This window comes from Paraburkholderia sp. SECH4 (assembly GCF_030511745.1).
In the GTDB taxonomy this organism is placed as follows: Bacteria; Pseudomonadota; Gammaproteobacteria; order Burkholderiales; family Burkholderiaceae; genus Paraburkholderia; species Paraburkholderia madseniana.
This window is the reverse complement of the sequence record NZ_JALOCP010000069.1, coordinates 1-19,312: the sequence shown is the minus strand read 5'-3', so window position 1 is coordinate 19,312 and position 19,312 is coordinate 1. Positions and strand designations below refer to the sequence as shown.

19 protein-coding genes are annotated in these 19,312 nt (G+C 62.1%); 10 read left to right on the top strand and 9 right to left on the bottom strand.

Features of this window, described 5'->3' with window-relative positions; genetic code table 11:
- Positions 1–78: 78 nt before the first annotated feature.
- The gene (locus tag M0D67_RS40520; RefSeq protein ID WP_266243201.1) at positions 79–906 is read right to left on the bottom strand and encodes an ABC transporter permease; all 828 of its coding nucleotides are present in this window, start codon (positions 904–906) and stop codon (positions 79–81) included.
- Positions 907–971: 65 nt separating this feature from the next.
- Complete coding sequence (nodI, locus tag M0D67_RS40515; protein ID WP_154564838.1) at positions 972–1,886, bottom strand: nodulation factor ABC transporter ATP-binding protein NodI; 915 nt, start codon at positions 1,884–1,886, stop codon at positions 972–974.
- Between the two features lie 275 nt (positions 1,887–2,161).
- On the opposite strand from nodI, the gene M0D67_RS40510 reads away from it, so the two are divergent.
- Positions 2,162–2,629: a universal stress protein gene (locus tag M0D67_RS40510; protein ID WP_266243198.1), complete on the top strand. Its 468-nt coding sequence runs from the start codon at positions 2,162–2,164 to the stop codon at positions 2,627–2,629.
- Between the two features lie 132 nt (positions 2,630–2,761).
- On the opposite strand, the gene M0D67_RS40505 is transcribed toward M0D67_RS40510, so the two are convergent.
- The 3 genes from M0D67_RS40505 to lexA all read right to left on the bottom strand — a co-directional run bounded on the left by M0D67_RS40505 (position 2,762) and on the right by lexA (position 4,620).
- A complete protein-coding gene (locus M0D67_RS40505) occupies positions 2,762–3,403 on the bottom strand; it encodes a DUF2939 domain-containing protein (RefSeq protein ID WP_266243196.1) in 642 nt (213 codons plus the stop codon).
- A gap of 163 nt (positions 3,404–3,566) precedes the next feature.
- Positions 3,567–3,911, bottom strand: coding sequence for a hypothetical protein (locus tag M0D67_RS40500; RefSeq protein ID WP_266243194.1), 345 nt, complete (start codon positions 3,909–3,911; stop codon positions 3,567–3,569).
- Between the two features lie 58 nt (positions 3,912–3,969).
- A complete protein-coding gene (gene lexA, locus M0D67_RS40495; protein ID WP_054034573.1) occupies positions 3,970–4,620 on the bottom strand; it encodes a transcriptional repressor LexA in 651 nt (216 codons plus the stop codon).
- A gap of 315 nt (positions 4,621–4,935) precedes the next feature.
- Here lexA and M0D67_RS40490 point away from each other — a divergent pair, with 315 nt between their 5' ends.
- The 6 genes from M0D67_RS40490 to M0D67_RS40465 all read left to right on the top strand — a co-directional run bounded on the left by M0D67_RS40490 (position 4,936) and on the right by M0D67_RS40465 (position 11,410).
- The gene (locus M0D67_RS40490; RefSeq protein ID WP_266243192.1) at positions 4,936–5,985 is read left to right on the top strand and encodes a sulfate ABC transporter substrate-binding protein; all 1,050 of its coding nucleotides are present in this window, start codon (positions 4,936–4,938) and stop codon (positions 5,983–5,985) included.
- 152 nt (positions 5,986–6,137) lie between these two features.
- Positions 6,138–7,052 (top strand): sulfate ABC transporter permease subunit CysT, encoded by a 915-nt coding sequence (gene cysT / locus M0D67_RS40485; RefSeq protein ID WP_154564830.1) that lies wholly within the window; start codon positions 6,138–6,140, stop codon positions 7,050–7,052.
- Positions 7,049–8,062, top strand: a complete 1,014-nt coding sequence (gene cysW, locus M0D67_RS40480; protein ID WP_266243188.1) for a sulfate ABC transporter permease subunit CysW — start codon at positions 7,049–7,051, stop codon at positions 8,060–8,062. The genes cysT and cysW overlap by 4 nt, the downstream gene beginning before the upstream one ends.
- Entirely contained in the window at positions 8,062–9,120 is a 1,059-nt protein-coding gene (locus M0D67_RS40475; RefSeq protein ID WP_154564826.1) for a sulfate/molybdate ABC transporter ATP-binding protein, read from the top strand. Before cysW ends, M0D67_RS40475 begins: the two co-directional genes overlap by 1 nt.
- 95 nt (positions 9,121–9,215) lie before the next feature.
- Positions 9,216–10,142, top strand: coding sequence for a CysB family HTH-type transcriptional regulator (locus tag M0D67_RS40470; RefSeq protein WP_074284329.1), 927 nt, complete (start codon positions 9,216–9,218; stop codon positions 10,140–10,142).
- 224 nt (positions 10,143–10,366) lie between these two features.
- Positions 10,367–11,410 (top strand): asparaginase, encoded by a 1,044-nt coding sequence (locus M0D67_RS40465; RefSeq protein WP_266243184.1) that lies wholly within the window; start codon positions 10,367–10,369, stop codon positions 11,408–11,410.
- A gap of 158 nt (positions 11,411–11,568) precedes the next feature.
- Here the strand turns inward: M0D67_RS40465 and M0D67_RS40460 are convergent, their stop codons facing one another.
- The 4 genes from M0D67_RS40460 to gcl all read right to left on the bottom strand — a co-directional run bounded on the left by M0D67_RS40460 (position 11,569) and on the right by gcl (position 16,170).
- Positions 11,569–11,970, bottom strand: a complete 402-nt coding sequence (locus tag M0D67_RS40460; RefSeq protein WP_154564822.1) for a DUF3597 domain-containing protein — start codon at positions 11,968–11,970, stop codon at positions 11,569–11,571.
- A 538-nt stretch (positions 11,971–12,508) separates the two neighbouring features.
- Positions 12,509–13,417 (bottom strand): 2-hydroxy-3-oxopropionate reductase, encoded by a 909-nt coding sequence (locus tag M0D67_RS40455; protein WP_054034569.1) that lies wholly within the window; start codon positions 13,415–13,417, stop codon positions 12,509–12,511.
- A 57-nt stretch (positions 13,418–13,474) separates the two neighbouring features.
- Positions 13,475–14,284, bottom strand: a complete 810-nt coding sequence (gene hyi, locus M0D67_RS40450) for a hydroxypyruvate isomerase (RefSeq protein ID WP_266243181.1) — start codon at positions 14,282–14,284, stop codon at positions 13,475–13,477.
- A gap of 110 nt (positions 14,285–14,394) precedes the next feature.
- Entirely contained in the window at positions 14,395–16,170 is a 1,776-nt protein-coding gene (gene gcl / locus M0D67_RS40445; RefSeq protein WP_154564818.1) for a glyoxylate carboligase, read from the bottom strand.
- Between the two features lie 312 nt (positions 16,171–16,482).
- Here gcl and M0D67_RS40440 point away from each other — a divergent pair, with 312 nt between their 5' ends.
- From M0D67_RS40440 to M0D67_RS40430, 3 genes are all read left to right on the top strand, one after another.
- Positions 16,483–17,397, top strand: a complete 915-nt coding sequence (locus M0D67_RS40440; RefSeq protein WP_154564816.1) for a LysR family transcriptional regulator — start codon at positions 16,483–16,485, stop codon at positions 17,395–17,397.
- 119 nt (positions 17,398–17,516) lie between these two features.
- A complete protein-coding gene (locus M0D67_RS40435) occupies positions 17,517–18,236 on the top strand; it encodes an RNA polymerase sigma factor (RefSeq protein ID WP_233465010.1) in 720 nt (239 codons plus the stop codon).
- Positions 18,226–19,167, top strand: a complete 942-nt coding sequence (locus M0D67_RS40430; protein WP_266243177.1) for an anti-sigma factor — start codon at positions 18,226–18,228, stop codon at positions 19,165–19,167. The genes M0D67_RS40435 and M0D67_RS40430 overlap by 11 nt, the downstream gene beginning before the upstream one ends.
- The last annotated feature ends 145 nt before the right edge of the window (positions 19,168–19,312 follow it).

Sequence of the window (19,312 nt, the reverse complement as noted above, 5' to 3'; positions counted from 1 at the left end):
AACAAGGAAAGGCCAACGCCCCAAGAACACAGACAAAAAGCGCCGCGCAGGCAAAAAACCGGCCGCAGGCCTAAATCTTTATTTCATCATCCTGCGCCGAAACAAAACCGCCGAAACAACAAACCCACCCACCGCATAAGCCACCAGCACGGCAACATGCAAAACAGCACCATCAACAGGCCGCCCAAGCATAGCCGGCCGAATCAGATCGACAGCATGCGCCAAAGGCAAAAGCTCAGTCACAACCCGCGCCGCAGCAGGCAACTGTGAAACAGGAAAGAACACCCCAGACAACAGCAACATCGGCGTCAACACCAACGTCTGATAAAACATAAAAAAGTCATACGACGGAGCAAGCGCCGTCACCACCATCGCGACACTCGCGAACGCGAGCCCTGTTAACACGATCACCGGCAACGCCAGCAACATCGACGGAAAACTCGCGTAACCGAGCCCCCCCGCGACCAGCATGATCGCCGCGCCCGATAGCATCGACTTGCTGCCCGCCCAGATCACCTCGCCAAGCACGATGTCGCCGAGCGTGAGCGGCGTATGCATGATCGCCTCCCACGTGCGCTGTACGTGCATGCGCGAAAACCCCGAGTACATCGACTCGAAACTCGCCGACATCATCACGCTCGATGCCACCGTGCCGGCAGCGAGAAACGCGATATACGACACGCCGTCGACATGCCCGACCATCAGCCCAAGTCCGAAACCCAGGCCGAACAGGTAGATCATCGGGTCAGCAAGATTGCCAAACATCGAAGCAATTGCGAGCTTCCGCCAGACCAGATAGTCGCGGCGCCACACCGCAATCCAGTTGACGGCGTTGGCAGGGAAAGCGGCGAAGGTTTCCTGCTTCGGCGGTGTCTCGCCGTGCGGTTCGTAAGTGCGTGCGTCCATTGCGTGTCTCTTGCCGTGTCGTTATAGCTGTAGAGGATTGCGAGCTGAGCCGATGTCGATTCGCGTCAGTCCTGCATCTCGCGCCCGGTCAGACGCAGGAACACATCTTCGAGATTCGCCGGGCGATGCAGGTAGCGCAGATCGGCGCGCTGCTTGAGCCGGGCATGCACAGGCTGGGCGTCGTTCACATAGCAGAAGAGCGTCTCGCCACTGATCTCGGTGCGCTCGACAAGCGGCGCCAGTTCGTCGCGCAACGCAACCGGATCGGGTCCGAAGATTTCGATCACATCACAGCCGATCTCCGATGCAATCAATGCACGCGGCGCGCCTTCGGCGATCTTGCGGCCTTCCTCGATTACGCAGAGGCGGTGGCACAGCCGTTCGGCCTCTTCCATGAAGTGCGTGGTCAGCAGAATGGTCTTGCCGCGTGCGAGCAGCGAGCGCAGCCGTTCCCAGATCAGGTGGCGCGCTTGCGGATCGAGGCCGGTGGTCGGCTCGTCCATGATCAGCACGTCGGGGTCGTTGACGAGCGCGCGAGCCAGCGTAAGGCGCCGTTTCATGCCGCCCGACAGTTCGCTCACACGTGCATCCGCCTTGCTCTCGAGACGCGCGAATTCGAGCAGCGACGGCACCATCTCGCGGCATTGCGCGGCGCTCAGACCGAAGTAGCGGCCGAACACCTGCAGGTTTTCGCGGACCGTGAAATCGGGATCGAGATTGTCGAACTGAGGCACGACGCCGACACGCGCCCGGGCCACGCGCGCGCGGCCGGGAATCGGCTCGCCGCACAGGCGGATCGTGCCGGCATCCGGTGCGGCGATGCCGAGCAGCATGCGCAACGTGGTGGTCTTGCCTGCGCCGTTCGGGCCGAGCAGGCCGAAACATTCGCCGGCGTTGACATGAAACGACAGTCCGTCGACGACCGTCTTTTCGCCGTAGCTTTTTTTAACCTGGTGGAATTCAATGGCGGCTTCAGACATGGATCGATCGAGGCTCCGCGAAAAGACGCAAATGGCCGGTAAGGCCGCTCATTCTATGGCATCGGTAGTGAGGTGTTGATCGTCACTGGATGCGCCGGACGGCGTTTCTTGCGCTGCGGCAAAGGCTCATGGGTGACTCAAACCCAGCCCAAACCCGCCACAAATCCAGCGCGCACCGGTTTAGGGCGCACTTAGCGTTTTCCATCCCTTGCAACCTGAATTGCGGCGCACCATGATTCATTCAGACCGCGTTCCTCGCGGATGGGAGAAAAATCATGGCGAGCTACCAGAAAATCCTGCTGTGCTACGACGGCTCGCGCGAAGGCCGCAAAGCGTTACGTTGCGGCGCCGACCTGGCGTTGGAACTGAAGGCGGAAACGCACCTACTATCAGTGGTTGACATGCGCTCGAGCATTGCGCAAAGCGCGGGCCTGCTGACTGATGTGGCCTGCGGCAGCTTCGAAAAAACAGCCCGCGACATCCTGCAGGAAGGGGTGGACTGGCTCACCGAACGCGGCGTGACCGCGCAAGGACATTTTGCGTTTGGCCATCCGATCGACGAGATCGCCAATCTTGCTAACGAATTGCATGTCGACCTCGTGGTGGTCGGCCATCGTTGCCGCACCGGGCTATCACGATGGTGGATGGGCGCGGGCAATACCCCGCTGCTCGATCGGGTCTCATGCAGCATTCTGGTGGCGTGCTCTTCCGCGCAGGAGCAGCAGCAAGCGGCGGCGGCCTGATGCACGGCGGGGCGAAGCGCGTGGACTGGATTGAATGAGTTGAATGAGCCACGTGGCCGAACGGTCGCCGCGTTCGCTTCGGCCAAACCGTGATTCGCTCATACGCTCAAGTCGATAGCGAGCGCCGGGCGATCACTCGTTCAGATTGACCGCCGCCAGCTTCCATGTGAACAAACCTTCGCGCCGCAAAATCGCCGAGTAACGCGCGTCACCAGCGCCATGCTGATAGCTGACGACGAACTCGTTAAGGCCGCGATAGCCCGCCGTGGTTTGCGGCGGTTGGGGTGGCGTGGTGCTGTTCGCGTTGTTACCTGTAGCAGGGTGCGCTGGTTCCTGTGCAGGAGCCGTTGCGGCCGGCGGATTGTCGGTGCCAGCCGGAACAGGAGGGCGCTCGCCCGGGTTGCCGCGCGGTGGCATGCCGTTCAGCAATGCCGCGACGCCGTCGGGTGTTGCATAAGCGTCGACCAGCGGGCCGATCAAGGCCACGCCGATCATCGCGCCAATCGCCGCGAACGGATTGCCGTTGCCTTGCACGTCGAGCCGACGCGTCAACAAGCCGGTGACTTGCTGCTTCAGGCTCTCGCGCAACGCGGGAAAGTCGACGTATTCATTGACGGTTTGCGCATCACGCGCATCCGCTGCGCGTTTGAGCTTATTCAGCGCCATGTAAGGCGACGCGTAACTGAACCCCAACGCGGCAATCACCACAATCACAATCAAGGTGACGATCAGTGGTCGGGCGGCATTGCGTTTCGTGCGTGTTGAAACTGCCATCGAGTGGGACTCTCCATCAGGTGTGATCTAACGTGGACCGCGGCCACGCAAAAACGATCCCAGGCGATGCGATATCCGAAAAGGCGCGGGCGGGTGAACGACCGTACGCCGGGTGTCGCGCGTAGTAAAGCCGCAATGGGATGCAGTGCACGCGCAGTGCGGTTTATGACTCGAACACCGCGCCGTGCACGTTGGCTTCATCTGCGATGCAACGATCGATCATGCGGCACACCGCGTCTACCGTGCCGACCATGATCAGCCGCGACGGCCCGTGATACACGCGCACCGGCGCGCGGCGCGCGGGTTCAGCCGTATTCAGCCCCGAGTTCAACGACACGCGAGCAAAAGCCGGCAACGACGACGGCAAGCCCGGTACGCCGACGGGTGCATCAAACAGCGCTGGAGTACTGGCGGAGGACGCCTCGATCAGCGAACACGGCACCAGCTTGCGCAGATGACGCAAACGACCAAACTGGCGAAAAGGCAGCAGGCGGGCAAGGCGTTCCATGAGTCTCTCCAGGCGATTCAACGTTGGGGCAGCTTTGGGTTGGCTAACACGTGGGCAGTTAGAACTCGCCCGGGCGGATCAGCCCGACGGCGATGCCCTCGAGCGCAAACTCCGCGCTGCCGGTTTCAACGAAGATGTTGTCGTAATCGGGGTTCTCGGCGATCAGCTCGATGCCGTTCGGCCGGCGCTTCAGGCGCTTGACCGTCACATCGTCGCCAAGCCGCGCGATGATGATCTGGCCATCTTTAGCTTCGCTTTTCTTCTGCACCGCGAGCAGGTCGCCGTCGAAGATGCCCGCGTCGCGCATGGACAGCCCACGCACCTTCAGCAGGTAGTCCGGCTTGCTCGAGAACAGCGCCGGGTCGCACGCATAGTGCTGCGAGATATGTTCCTGCGCGAGGATCGGGCTACCCGCGGCAACCCGGCCGATCAGCGGCAACGACAGTTGCATGATGCTGGCGTGCGGCAGTGTGAACTGGTACGGCGAATCTTCCGACCCGCCCAGCAGGCGAATGCCGCGCGATGCGCCGGCCGCCAGTTCGATCACGCCCTTGCGGGCGAGGGCGCGCAGATGCTCCTCTGCCGAGTTGGCCGAGCTGAAACCCAGCTCGGCGGCGATCTCCGCGCGGGTGGGCGGAAAGCCGGTGCGTTCGATGGCCCGGCGGATCAGATCGAAAACCTGCTGCTGTCGTGCGGTGAGTTTGGTCATGGCGCCACTGTATGTATGAACAGGTGCCTGTATTTTTATACAGTATTCCGCGCAATTCAAGCTTTACTTTAAGTTCGTGTCCTGGGGTGGCGTTCCAGCGTCGTAAATGGACGCTTCAACACCCGTTTTCGTGTCGCAACGCCTTATCCGGCCGTCATTACCACTTTTGCGTATTAAAGAATGAAGAAACATTATTTTTAATGATGAAAGCTCTTCGATAGACTGCCCTTCGAGTTGGCGCTCATGTGCACGTGACCGCGACGTAGAACAACACCACACGCTGTTTCAGCGGACCACAACGCGGAGAAAGTTGGCATGAACCATCAAGGCACGGGGCTGGCAGGCAGGACCAGAAAACTTATCGCGGCGCTCGCATTCGGCGCAGTCGGTACGATCGCCGCGGTCGGCGTCACGGTGCAGGCACATGCAGCCGACATGACGCTGCTGAACGTGTCGTACGACCCGACCCGCGAGCTGTACCAGGATGTCAACCAGGCATTCGGCAAGGAATGGAAGGCGAAAACGGGCGAGACGATCACCTTCAAGCAGTCGCACGGCGGCTCGGGTGCGCAAGCCCGCTCGGTGCTGGACGGTTTGCAGGCGGACGTCGTGACGCTGGCGCTTGCCTATGACATCGACGCGCTGGCTAACAAAGGTTTGCTCGACAAGGGCTGGCAAAAGCGTTTGCCGGACAACGCCTCGCCGTACACGTCGACGATCGTGTTTCTGGTGCGCAAGGGCAACCCGAAGCACATCAAGGATTGGGACGATCTGATCAAGCCGGGTGTGTCGATCGTCACGCCGAATCCGAAGACCTCGGGTGGCGCGCGCTGGAACTACCTGGCCGCGTGGGCCTATGCTGAACATCAGCCGGGTGGCAACGACCAGAAGGCGAAGGAGTTCGTCGGCAAGCTCTATAAGAATGCCGGCGTGCTGGATTCGGGCGCGCGTGGCGCGACCACCAGCTTCGTGCAGCGCGGTATCGGCGACGTGCTGATTGCGTGGGAAAACGAAGCGTTCCTGTCGCTGAAGGAGTTCGGTCCGGACAAGTTTGAAATCGTGGTGCCGTCGGTGAGCATTCTGGCTGAACCGCCGGTTGCGGTGGTGGACAAGGTGGTCGACAAGCACGGCACGCGCAAAGTGGCGGAAGCGTATCTGAACTTTCTGTACAGCGAGGAAGGTCAGGAAATCGCGGCGAAGAACTTCTACCGTCCGCGTTCGAACAAGGTGCCGGCCGAGCTGACCTCGAAATTTCCGAAGCTGAAGTTGTACACGGTGGACGATTCGTTCGGCGGCTGGGCGAACGCGCAGAAGACCCACTTTGCCGACGGCGGCGTGTTCGATTCGATCTACTCGCCGCAGTAACGGGTAGTCAGCCAGACGAGATGCGCAGTTAGACGCCGCAGTTGAACGCGTAGTCACACTTCGCCAGAAAGCGTGCCGGCGAGGCGCGCTTTTTGGCCAGCCAGGCGGCCGAAAAAAGAGCCGCCGGCCTCAACCCTGAAAGAGTACTGAGCATGACGACGTTGACCTTCCGAAAACCGAGCGCCTTGCCCGGTTTTGGCCTGACACTCGGCATCACGGTGGCTTATCTGAGCCTCGTGGTGCTGATTCCGCTTGCGGCGACCTTTCTCAAGACCGCGACGCTTGACTGGCCTCAGTTCGTGCGCGCGGTCAGCTCGCCGCGCGTGCTCGCGTCGTATCGCCTGACGTTTTTCTCTGCGCTCGGTGGCGCGCTGATCAACGCGGTGTTTGGCTTTCTGGTTGCGTGGGTGCTGGTGCGTTATACCTTTCCCTTCAAGCGTATCGTCGACGCGGTGGTCGATCTGCCGTTTGCTTTGCCGACCTCTGTGGCCGGTATATCGCTTGCGGCGGTGTATGCGGGCAACGGCTGGATCGGACAGTTTCTCGAACCGCTCGGCATCAAGATCGCTTTCACGCCGGCCGGCGTGCTGATCGCGCTGACCTTTATCGGTTTGCCGTTCGTCGTACGAACCGTGCAGCCGGTGCTCGAAGAGTTCGAGCGCGAACAGGAAGAGGCGGCTGCGTGCCTCGGCGCGTCGCGTTGGCTGACGTTTCGGCGCGTGGTGCTGCCTGCGGTGTTCCCGGCCTTGCTCACGGGTTTCGCGCTGGCGTTCGCGCGGGCGCTCGGCGAATACGGCTCGGTGATTTTCATCGCCGGTAACGTGCCGATGAAATCGGAAATCACGTCGCTGCTGATCATTACCAAGCTCGAACAATACGATTACGCCGGCGCCACCGCGATTGCGGTCGTAATGCTGGTGGTGTCGTTCCTGATGCTGTTGTTGATCAATACGCTGCAGTGGTATCTGCAGCGCCGGACGGGACGTGGCGGCGCAGGCCCGGCGCCTGCCGCAGCGAGTGTGGCGGCGATCGGTGTCGGTGTCGGTGTCGGCGGAGGTGTGCAATGAGCCGCAACTCCTTGAATAGCGCGGATGCTACGACTGTTGCCGTGGCGCCGCGCGCGCCGCTCAATATTGCACGCCGGCCCGATCCGGTTACCGAACCACCCGTCGTGCGCTGGATTCTGACGGGCATCGCGTTGCTGTTTCTCGCGTTGTTTCTCGTCGTGCCGCTCGTCGCCGTGTTCTATCAGGCCTTGAGCAAGGGCATCGGCTTCTATCTGGAATCGCTGGCCGATCCGGATGCGTTGTCGGCCATCAAGCTCACCGTGATCACGGCTGCGATCGCTGTGCCGCTGAATCTTGTGTTCGGCCTCGCGGCGTCATGGTGTATCGCCAAGTTCGAGTTCCGTGGCAAGGCATTGCTGACCACGTTGATCGATCTGCCGTTCTCGGTCTCGCCGGTGATCTCCGGTTTGATCTACGTGCTGATGTTCGGCGCGCAGGGCTGGTTCGGCCCGTGGCTGCAGGACCATAACGTGCAGATCATCTTCGCGGTGCCGGGCATCGTGCTGGCGACGATCTTCGTCACATTCCCGTTCGTCGCGCGTGAATTGATTCCGCTGATGCAGGCGCAAGGCAACGACGAAGAAGAGGCCGCGCATGTACTCGGCGCATCGGGCTGGCAGATCTTTCGGCGCGTCACGCTGCCGAACGTGAAATGGGGCCTGCTGTACGGCGTGATCCTGTGTAACGCGCGGGCGATGGGTGAGTTCGGCGCGGTGTCGGTGGTGTCCGGCCACATTCGCGGCCAGACCGACACGATGCCGCTGCACGTCGAAATTCTCTATAACGAATACAACTTCTCGGCGGCGTTCGCCGTGGCGTCGGTGCTGGCCTTGCTCGCACTCGTAACGCTCGGCCTGAAGCTGCTCGCCGAGCGCCATATGTCGGCGGAACTGTCGGCCGCGCGTGATGTGCCGGCGTATGCAGGGCCGGTCACGCCGCCATCCGCCTCACATTCCGTCAATGCAACGCATGCATCGCATCAACACGCGCTCAAGCAAGGAGAGCTGTAATGGGTATCACCGTTCGTAACCTGCAAAAGCGCTTCGGCGATTTCGTCGCGCTCGACAACGTTTCGCTCGATTTTCCGCCGGGCGAGCTGGTTGCGCTGCTCGGGCCGTCGGGTTGTGGCAAGACCACCTTGCTGCGTGTGATTGCGGGCCTCGAATACGCGGATGCCGGCCAGGTCGTGCTGCAAGGCCAGGACGTGGCGACGGTCGGCGCGCGCGAGCGTGAAGTCGGCTTCGTGTTCCAGCATTACGCGCTGTTCCGTCATATGACGGTGTTCGAGAACGTGGCGTTCGGCTTGCGTGTGAAACCGCGCAAGGAGCGGCCTTCGGAAGCGGTGATTCGCGAGAAGGTGCATGAACTGCTGAAGCTCGTGCAACTCGACTGGCTCGCGCAACGTTACCCGTCGGAATTGTCGGGTGGTCAGCGCCAGCGGATTGCGTTGGCGCGTGCGCTCGCTGTCGAACCGAAGGTCCTGCTGCTCGACGAACCGTTTGGCGCGCTTGATGCGAAGGTGCGCAAGGAACTGCGTAGCTGGCTGCGTCGTTTGCATGACGATCTGCATATCTCGACGATCTTTGTCACGCACGATCAGGAAGAAGCGCTTGAAGTGGCAGACCGTATTGTCGTGTTGAATCGTGGGCATGTGGAGCAGGTGGGCAGTCCGCAGGACGTGTACGACCATCCGCAAACCTCGTTCGTCTACGAGTTTCTCGGCGCGGCGAACCGTCTGCATGGCAACGTGGATGCGAGCGGCTTCGTGGTCGACGGCGCGGCGTTGCCGGTCGCGATCAAGGCTGACTTCAAGGGGCCGGCGTTCGCCTATGTACGTCCGCACGATCTGCAGTTGTATCCGCAAGCATCCGGCCATCGCGAAGGCATTGTGGTCGACGTGCGGCGCGTGGTCACGCTCGGCGGCTCGGTGCGTGTGGAACTGGCGGGCCGCGAAGGCAATGTGCTCGAGGCTGAACTCGATCGCGAATCGTGGCGCGATCTGCAACTGTCGATCGGCGACGGCGTGACGGCTGTGCCGCGCGCGTTGCGCGTATTTCCGGCGCAATAGGCGGCGCCACGAGCAGCAACACAGGCAGCGCAACACCACTCGGCGTTTCAATCAAACTCTAATAACTCAACTCTGGCTCAACCGGAGACATACAGATGAACTTTCAGCAATTGCGCTTTGTGCGCGAGGCCGTGCGTCAGAACATGAATCTGACTGAGGTGGCGAACGTGTTGTACACGTCGCAGTCGGGCGTATCGAAACAGATCAAGGATCTGGAGGACGAGCTCGGCGTCGATATTTTCATCCGGCGCGGCAAGCGTCTGACGGGCCTCACCGAGCCGGGCAAGGCGGTGCATCAGTTGATCGAGCGGATGTTGCTCGATGCGGAGAATCTGCGCCGCGTCGCGCGTCAGTATGCCGATCAGGACAGCGGCCACCTCGTCGTGGCGACGACTCACACGCAGGCGCGTTACGCGCTGCCGAAGGTGATTCGGCAATTCACCGAGGTGTTCCCGAAGGTGCATCTGGCGTTGCGCCAGGGCAGCCCGCAACAGATTGCGCAGATGATCATCAACGGCGAAGCGGACATCGGCATTTCGACGGAAGCGCTCGACCGCTTTCCCGATATCGTCACGTTCCCGTGCTATTCGTGGCATCACATCGTGGTGGTGCCGAAGGGGCATCCGCTGGTTGGCCGCGAGAATCTGACGCTCGACGAGATTGCCGAATTCCCGATCGTCACGTACGACCAGGACTTCACGGGCCGCTCGCACATCGACCAGGCGTTCGCGAAAGCGGGTGCGTTGCCTGATGTCGTGTTGACTGCCATCGATGCCGACGTGATCAAGACGTACGTCGAACTCGGCATGGGCATTGGCGTGGTTGCCGCGATGGCCTACGATCCGAAGCGCGACACGGAACTGGTCGCGCTGGACACGCAGCATCTGTTCGAAGCGAGCACGACACGGGTCGGCTTGCGCAAGGGTGCGTTCCTGCGCGCGTATGCGTACCGGCTGATCGAAATGTTCGCGCCGCAGTTGAATGAAGCGGAAATCGCCGCACAGTTGCGCGAAGCGGTTTGAGGGTTGCGCCGGATCGTCGCGGTTCGGCGCAGGGCACGCAAGGCGCCGCGTGAATTCATTGCGGCGCCAAAAGTGCGATCTTCAAGCGAGCTGCGGCCGGCCTTGATGTAGACGCTGCGCAAACTGGTGGCGCACGGAGCGCCGGCCTCATCCAGCTCCGAAACGAACGGGTATCCGTTTTTTCATGCATGGCAGCGCGCGGCGCATCGCTTACAATCGCCGCCATGAACACTTTGACTTCTTCCTCCACCACGCCTTCAGACGAAGGCGCCACGCCGCTGCTGCCACGCATCGCCGTGCTGGCGACCGGCGGCACGATCGCCGGCGCGGCCGCGGACGCGACCAACACATCGGGCTATCAGGCCGGTGTGGTCGGCGTCGAGCAATTGCTGGCCGAGGTGCCGGCCTTGTCCACGGTGGCGCGCATCGCGCCCGAGCAGATTGCCAGCGTCGACAGTAAAGACATGGAAATGTCGCTGTGGACCACGCTCGCGCAACGCATCAACACGCTGCTCGCCGACGATGACGTCGACGGCGTGGTGGTTACACATGGCACCGATACGCTCGAAGAAACCGCCTATCTGCTGCATCTGACGATCAAGTCGGATAAGCCGGTCGTGCTGACCGCCGCCATGCGCCCGGCGTCGGCGCTGTCCGCCGATGGTCCGCTGAATCTGCTGAACGCCGTGACGGTCGCGGCGAATGCCGGTTCGCGCGGGCAGGGCGTGCTGGTGGCGTTCAACAACAAGATTCACAGCGCACGCGACGTGATCAAGACGAGCACGTATGCGGTCGATGCCTTCCAGTCTCCGGATATTGGCGCGCTCGGCTGGGTGCAGGACGGTCGCGTCGAATTCCAGCGCGGCGTGGTCCGTCCGCATACGCTCGCGACCGAATTCGTGATCGGCGCGAAGTGGCCGCACGTGGAGATCGTCGCGAGTTATGCGGGCGTCTCGCGCATTGCCGTGGATGCGTTGGTTGCTGCTGGTGTGCGCGGTATCGTCGTGGCGGGCACGGGTAACGGCTCGATTCACGCTTCGGTGCAGCAGGCGCTGGCCGATGCCGCTTCGCAAGGCGTCGTGGTGGTGCGTGCGTCGCGCGTGGGTTCAGGGCATGTGATGCGCAACGGCGCGGCCGCCGACGACGCACTCGGTTTCGTCAGCGCAGGTTCGCTGAATCCGTACAAGGCGCGCGTGCTGCTGATGCTGGCATTGGCCGCGGGCGGCACAGGGCCGGTTGCGTTGCAGAAGACTTTCGATACGTACTGATTGATTGAGCACGGGCATCCCGGTTCAAAGTCAGAACCGTGTCCCGCACATGAAGCTTGAATGACAACGCGGCGCCAGGTCATCGACCCGAGCGCCGCGTTGTCGTTTCAGCTCAAGGTTTATGGCTGTCGCCGGAAACAGGCGACGCCGGCAAGCAGTTAGCCCGCCAGATCCGGAGGCAGCTTCCCGCCGTTCGCCGCCAGCGCTTGCATCACCTGTTTGTGCAGCCAGATGTTCATGCTCGCCGAATCGTTCGTGTCGCCGCTGTACTTCAGTTCCTGTGCGAGTTGCTTGCGATGCTCGAGGCTGCTGTCGACGCCGAGCGCTTTCAGCGTGTCGACGATCGACGTGCGCCAGTTCAACGTTTGCCCGCTCTCACTCACGAACTGGTCCATGACGACAGCGACGTCGACGTCAGTCAGCGGCGGCGGTGCCGGTGCAGCGTCCGGTGCGGCAGCTTGTGCCGCTGCCGGATCCGGTGTCGGCTCAACCGCAGGCGCAGGCTGGTCGGGCTTCGCTTTGCCGAAGAGCTTGTTTACGATGTCACCAAAGATACTCATGCTGAATCCTTTGCAGAGGGGTTACCGGCGCAAGCACATTCCGCTCACGGGTTGAACTCTGGTTGCGAATCGGGCGAATGAAACAGAGCACATGCGCTGCAATGATCGGCAAGCCACACGTGAACGCTGATACGCCAGCAACCAGACTCAACGAGTGTAGGAGAAAAGCGTGGAGGGATGTGTCAAAAAAGGTCGTGCTGCGGGCGCGGAGTTGCAAGCAAATGCAAGCAGACTTGCGAGCACACCTGCAAGGAGAGGTGCGGGCAGGCGGCGTGCATGATGCAGCCGCTGCGAGAGATTGGCGGAAAACGCATAAATTTGAAATCCGACAGCCGGACACCCGACGACGACGTCTGACCGACCAAGGCTTCCCCGGCGCCGCCGGGTGCCGCTGCGGACCCCACTTGCCGCTCTCAGCCCAGAGCGGCACGATTTGCCCGTTCCGCCATGCATGCCGCACGACGAACCGGGCGCCCCACCTGCGGTCGCCACGACGGTCACGTTGAAATCGCAACCGTCACTGCAACCTTGTTGTTGCTTAAGCTGCCTTGGCTTCGCTACCCGGCGCTTGCGCGACTTCGTAGTTCGCCATGATTTCGAGCGCGCGCACCATTGCTGAGTGATCCCATGCCTTGCCGCCATTCGCTGCGCATACGCTGAACAGTTGCTGCGCGCTTGCCGTATGCGGCAGGGCGATACCCAGCTTGCGTGCGCCGTCGAGTGCGAGGTTCAGATCCTTCTGGTGCAATTCGATGCGGAAACCCGGATCGAACTTACGCTTGGTCATACGCTCGCCATGCACTTCGAGAATGCGCGACGAAGCGAAGCCGCCCATCAATGCCTTGCGCACACGTTCCGGATCGGCGCCCGAGCGCGACGCGAACAGCAGCGCTTCAGCAACCGCTTCGATGTTCAGCGCGACGATGATCTGGTTCGCGACCTTGCAGGTTTGACCCGCGCCGTTGTCGCCGATCAGCGAGATGTTCTTGCCCATCAGTTCGAACAGCGGCTTGGCCAGCGCGAACGCTTTTTCCGGACCGCCGACCATGATCGTCAGCGACGCTTCGCGCGCGCCGACTTCGCCGCCCGAGACCGGTGCATCCAGGTAGTCGACGCCGAGGGCGTTGATCTTCTTCGCAAAGGCTTGCGTGTCGAGCGGCGAGATCGAGCTCATGTCGATCACCAGCTTGCCCTGCGTGAGGCCGGCAGCGACGCCGTCGTCCGCGAACAGCACGTTGGCGACGTCAGGCGTGTCCGGCACCATGATGATGACGATGTCGGCGGCTTGTGCGACTGCGGTCGAATTGGCGACCACGGTGGTCGTCTTGCTCAGATCTTCCGGCACCGGATAAGCGCCATTCACGAACAGCGAATGACCGCCCTTGATGAGGTTGCGCGCCATGTGCGCGCCCATGATGCCGAGGCCGATGAAACCGATCTTTGCCATGTGTCTAAATCTCCAGTGTTGTTTGGGGTGATATGCCTAAGCCGATCAATGATTCGATCAGGCAGCGGCGTGGGCTGCGCCGCGGGTTTGCCCGGCCACGCTCTGCACCCAGCCGAGGCCGGCGGCGGTGGTCGTGCGCGGTTTGTATTCGCAACCGACGTAGCCTTCGTAGCCGAGCGAGTCGAGCAGGTCGAACAGGAACGGGTAGTTGATTTCGCCGGTGCCCGGTTCGTTACGGCCGGGGTTGTCGGCGAGCTGGATGTGCGCGATCTGCGGCAGATTCTTTTTGATCGTTGCCGCGAGTTCGCCTTCCATCCGTTGCATGTGATAGATGTCGTATTGCAGGAACAGATTGTCCGACCCCACCGCGCGAATCACGTCGAGGCCTTCGCCCGAACGGTTCAGCGCGAAGCCGGGGATGTCGTACGAATTGCACGGCTCGACCAGCAGCTTGATGCCGGCTTTTTTCAGTTCGCCGGCGGCGAAGCGCAGATTGTCGACGATCGTCGAGCGTGCCTTGTCCGCATCGACGCCCGCAGTCGGAATGCCGACGAGGCAGTTCAGTTGCGGCACCTTCAGGGCTTTCGCGTATTCGATCGCGCGGCCGACACCTTCCTGAAACTCGCCCACGCGATCCGGCAGGCACGCGATGCCGCGCTCACCCGCCTCCCAGTTGCCCGCGGGCAGATTGTGCAACACGAGTTTCAAACGGTTCTGCTGCAGACGTTCGCTCAATTCAGCGATCTGATACGGATACGGAAACAGGAATTCGACGGCGCTGAAGCCCGCGTCCGCTGCTGCCGTAAAGCGGTCGAGGAACGGGACTTCGTTGAACAGCATGGTGAGATTCGCTGCAAATTTCGGCATGGTGCTTTTTGTCTCGCTGGTCGGTCAGTGGAATAACTTCACGAGGCGATTCAGTTGCGTTGAATTGCTACGCGGCTGAATCGCGCTCATCTACTGCAAAGTCGGAAAGCTCAGTCGAGCATGCTGATTGCCGTCGGCGCGTCTTCGCGCTTCTCGGCCAGTTCTTCGAACTCGTTGATCGCGTCGATTTCGGTGCCCATCGAAATGTTGGTCACACGTTCGAGGATCACTTCGACGATCACCGGCACGTTGAACTCGGAGAGCATCGATTGCGCTTTCAGCAGGGCCGGCTTAAGTTCTTCCGGTTTGAACACGCGGATCGCCTTGCAACCCAGGCCTTCGGCAACCGCAACGTGGTCCACGCCGTAGCCGTTCGTCTCCGGCGAGTTGATGTTCTCGAAGCCGAGCTGCACGCAGAAGTCCATATCGAACGCGCGCTGTGCCTGGCGGATCAGGCCAAGGTACGAGTTGTTTACCACCACGTGCACGTACGGCAGCTTGAATTGCGCACCGGCTGCCAGTTCTTCGATCATGAACTGGAAGTCGTAGTCGCCCGAGAGTGCGACGATCGGACGTTGCGGGTCTGCTGCACGCACGCCGAGCGCTGCCGGAATCGTCCAGCCGAGCGGGCCTGCCTGGCCGCAGTTGATCCAGTTGCGCGCCTTGTAGACGTGCAGGAATTGCGCGCCGGCGATCTGCGACAAACCGATCGTGCTCACGTAGCACGTATCGCGGCCGAACACCTGGTTCATTTCTTCGTACACGCGCTGCGGCTTCATCGGCACGTTGTCGAAGTGCGTCTTGCGCAGCATCGTCTTCTTGCGTTGCTGGCAATCGACGACCCATGCGCTGCGGTCCTTCAGCTTGCCGGCGGCCTTCCATTCCTTCGCTATTTCAACGAACAGTTCGAGCGCGGCTTTCGCGTCCGACACGATGCCGAGATCCGGGCCGAACACGCGGCCGATCTGCGTCGGCTCGATGTCCACATGCACGAACTTACGGCCCTTGGTGTAAACCTCGACGCTGCCCGTGTGACGGTTCGCCCAGCGGTTGCCGATGCCGAGCACGAAGTCGGAGGCGAGCATCGTCGCGTTGCCGTAGCGGTGCGACGTTTGCAAGCCGACCATGCCGGCCATCAGCGGATGGTCGTCGGGAATCGCGCCCCACGACATCAACGTCGGGATCACCGGCACGCCGACGGTTTCGGCGAATTCGACCAGCAGGTCTTCAGCGGCTGCGTTCAGCACGCCGCCACCCGAGACGATCAACGGCTTTTCAGCGTCATTCAAAAGCTTCAACGCGGCTTCGATTTGTTTGCGGGTCGCTTTCGGCTTGTAGACCGGCAGCGGCTCGTACGTGTCGATGTCGAATTCGATTTCCGCGAGTTGCACGTCGATCGGCAAGTCGACCAGCACCGGACCCGGACGGCCCGAGCGCATCAGGTGGAAGGCCTGTTGGAACACGCGCGGCACCAGCGCCGGTTCGCGCACGGTGACGGCCCACTTGGTGACCGGCTTGGCGATCGATTCGATATCGACGGCCTGGAAGTCTTCCTTGTACAGACGCGCACGCGGCGCCTGGCCCGTGATAGCCAGAATAGGAATCGAGTCAGCCTGAGCCGAGTACAAACCGGTGATCATGTCGGTGCCGGCAGGGCCCGAGGTGCCGATACACACGCCGATATTGCCCGGCTGGGCGCGCGTATAGCCTTCGGCCATGTGCGACGCACCTTCGACGTGACGCGCCAGCACGTGGCTGATGCTGCCTGCCTTGCGCATGGCCGAGTAGAACGGGTTGATTGCAGCGCCCGGAACGCCGAATGCGGTGTTGATGCCTTCTTTTTCGAGCACCAGCACGGCTGCGTCGACGGCTCTCATTTTGGCCATGAATGTCTCCTGAATGTCTGGGGTTGGCGAATAAGTGGGGTAACGAATTCGCTCACGGATGTGCAAACCACAAGGTGTTGATCGAACTGTAGGCTTCACCTAAAGGTTTGATAAGATCAGTCGAGGTCGCTTATTTCGAAACAAAAAGTATGGAATGCGTTAGCCTCGGGGCAGGGGCGGCGCGCAAGGCGGTTGCAACCCGCTTGCATGGGACCGGAGTAAGTGCTCTGCATGGGACCCGAGTAGCGCGCTAAAGCGCTAACTCCGGTCGACAGCTAAAGCGCTAACTCCGGTCGACACAGGAGACAAAAAATGGACCGCTTCAAACAAATCGAAACTTTCGTGCGGGTCGCCGACGCGGGCAGTCTCGCGGCGGCCGCGCTGGAAGAGGGGGTGTCGCCGGTGATTCTCGGGCGCCGTATTGACGCGCTGGAAAAGCGCCTCGGCGTGAAGCTGATGTACCGCTCGACGCGGCGCCTCGTGGTGAGCGAAGACGGCGCGGCGTTTCTCGAGCGCTGCCGCGGCTTGCTGACCGAATGGGACCAGGCGGAAAACGAACTGAGCGCCGGACGGCGCGCGGTGAACGGCCATCTGATCGTGTCGGCGCCGGCCGCCTTCGGGCGCAAGCACGTCGCGCCGCTTGCGCCGGCTTTTCTCGCCGACAAGCCGGAATTGCAGGTGTCTTTCAACCTGACCGACCGGGTCGTGGACCTGGTGCGCGAGGGGTACGACCTGTCGATCCGGATCGGCGGCGCGGTCGATCCGAATTTCGTCGCGGTGAAGCTGGCGTCGAACCGGCGCGTGGTGTGCGGCACACCGGAATATTTCCGCAAATACGGCAAGCCGAAAACGCTCGAAGATCTGCCGCAGCACAATTGCCTCGCGTTCAACCTGCAAGGCGGGCAGAACCGCGGCTGGTACTTCCGCCGCAATGGCAAGCTGGCGACGGTGCGGGTAGGCGGCACGCTCGACTGTAACGACGGCGAACTGCTGCATCGCTGGGTGTCCGAAGGGCTCGGTCTCGGCTGGCGCTCCACGTGGGAAATCCAGCAGCAACTGGCGCGCGGCGAGCTGGAAACGGTGCTGGATGAATTCGCGCTGCCCGACTACGACATTCTGGCGGTCTATCCGCAGCAGCGTTACGTGCCGGCCAAGGTGCGCTACTTCATCGACTATCTGAAAGAGGTGTATGCCAGCGAGGATTACTGGAGTCGTCCGACCTACTGAGTGCGGGGGTAAGGTAATTTTTCGCGGATTTCACGCGAAGGCGGGAATAAACTCGGTATGCAGCCGGTCATGTTGGATGACGAGTCAACAGCTTAGCCGCAATGCCCCGGAGGGCCGAGGTGGGTCAACCCGATTCAAATGCCGCCCGCGCGCACGACGCCGATGTAGCGAGGAACCGCCGTTTTCAGGAACTGGCGCTCCCGCATCTCGACGCCGCGTACAACCTTGCACGCTGGCTGTGCGGCAACGCCAACGATGCCGACGACGTCGTGCAGGAAGCATTCATGCGCGCGTTTCGTTTCTTCGACACGTTCCGTGGCGACTCCGCGCGGCCGTGGCTGCTGGCGATCGTGCGCCGCACCTGGTACACGGAATGGCGGCGGCGCGCGTCGTCGCACGAGGTGGTCGAGTTCGACGACACCATGGACGAGGCGACCTTCGAAGGCTGGAGCGCGGGCGGCGCCGATCCGCAGACGCTCCTGATCCGCGATGAAGACACGAAGCTCGTGCACGAGGCGCTGGCGCAGTTGCCGGTCGAGTATCGGGAGGTGCTGATCCTGCGGGAGCTCGAAGAAATGGGTTATCGCGAGATCGCGATGGTCGCCGATGTGCCGATCGGCACGGTGATGTCGCGGCTCGCACGGGGCAGGCGCAAGCTGGCCGCGCTGCTGATGGCGAAGCAGGGCGGTGGAAGTCCGCCGCGAGCCACGGCGCCGGGTGCCTGCGCGGCACCCACGGCTTCTGTCACGCCACTCCGGGCGGCTTCCAACGGCCGTCCATCCAACAACCCCGGCGCGAGCGCTGCCGGCTTAACTCAGGAGACGCCAGATGGACTGTAACGAAGCGCGGCCGCTCCTCGATGCGAACGCCGACCATGAATTGCCCGCGCCGGATGCTCAGCGCGTCCAGCAGCATATCGAGAGCTGCGACGCCTGTCGGCGCGAAAGCGAAAATCTGCATACGTTGAGCGCTTCGCTGCGCGCACAGCCTTATTACCGGGCACCGGATGCCCTGCGGGCGCGGATTCTTGCTGCCCTCCCGGCGGGCGGCACCGTCGTCGACGAGCCCGTAGAAGCTCCGCGGGCCGCTGCACAGCCGAGGCCGAAGCGAAACTGGCTGGGTAACTGGCTGAATGGCTGGCTGCGTCCGCAAGGTGCGATGGGGCGGCCGGGCGGCGGCGTAGGCTCAGGCTCAGGCTCAGGCTCAGGCGCAACGATCGGGCAGGGCTGGCTCGTCGCGCTGGTGGTCGCGCTAGGTGCGGTGGCGGTGGGCGTGACAATGAACCAGCATCGTCCGACGCAAGGCGGCGGGTTTTCCGATGAACTGGTCGAAAGCCATGTGCGGGCGCAAATGTCCGGCCACGACATCGACGTCATTTCGACTGATCGGCACACGGTGAAGCCGTGGTTCAACGGCCGGATCGACTATTCGCCGCCGGTCGAGGACCTCGCGGCGAACGGTTTTCCGCTTGAAGGCGGCCGCCTGGATTACATCGCGCATCAGCGGGTGGCGGTGCTGGTGTACCGCTATCAGAAGCACATCATCGACGTCTACGTGTTTCCGGAAGCGCGCTCCGCCGATGCTGGACGAGAAGCCGCCGCTGGACTTTCGATGGCGCAGACCCGCGAGGGTTACTCGCTTGCGCACTGGAACGCGCAGGGGATGACCTGGTGGGCCGTCACCGACGCCGCGCCGGACGCGCTCCGCGGGCTCGAAACGGCGCTGAAAGCCCGTCTGGCGGGCGGCAGCGAGCAGACTGAGGGGGGCTGAGCGGGCTCAGTGTGCGCGATCCGGGGGGATTTTTCCGGGCGCGCACGCGCGGCGGCCGTTTGTCCCCGTTTATCCGCTTCGTCCTAAACCCAATACTGTTCACTTGATAACCACTTTGGGCGCTATTCGCTGATTCAGCGGCTCC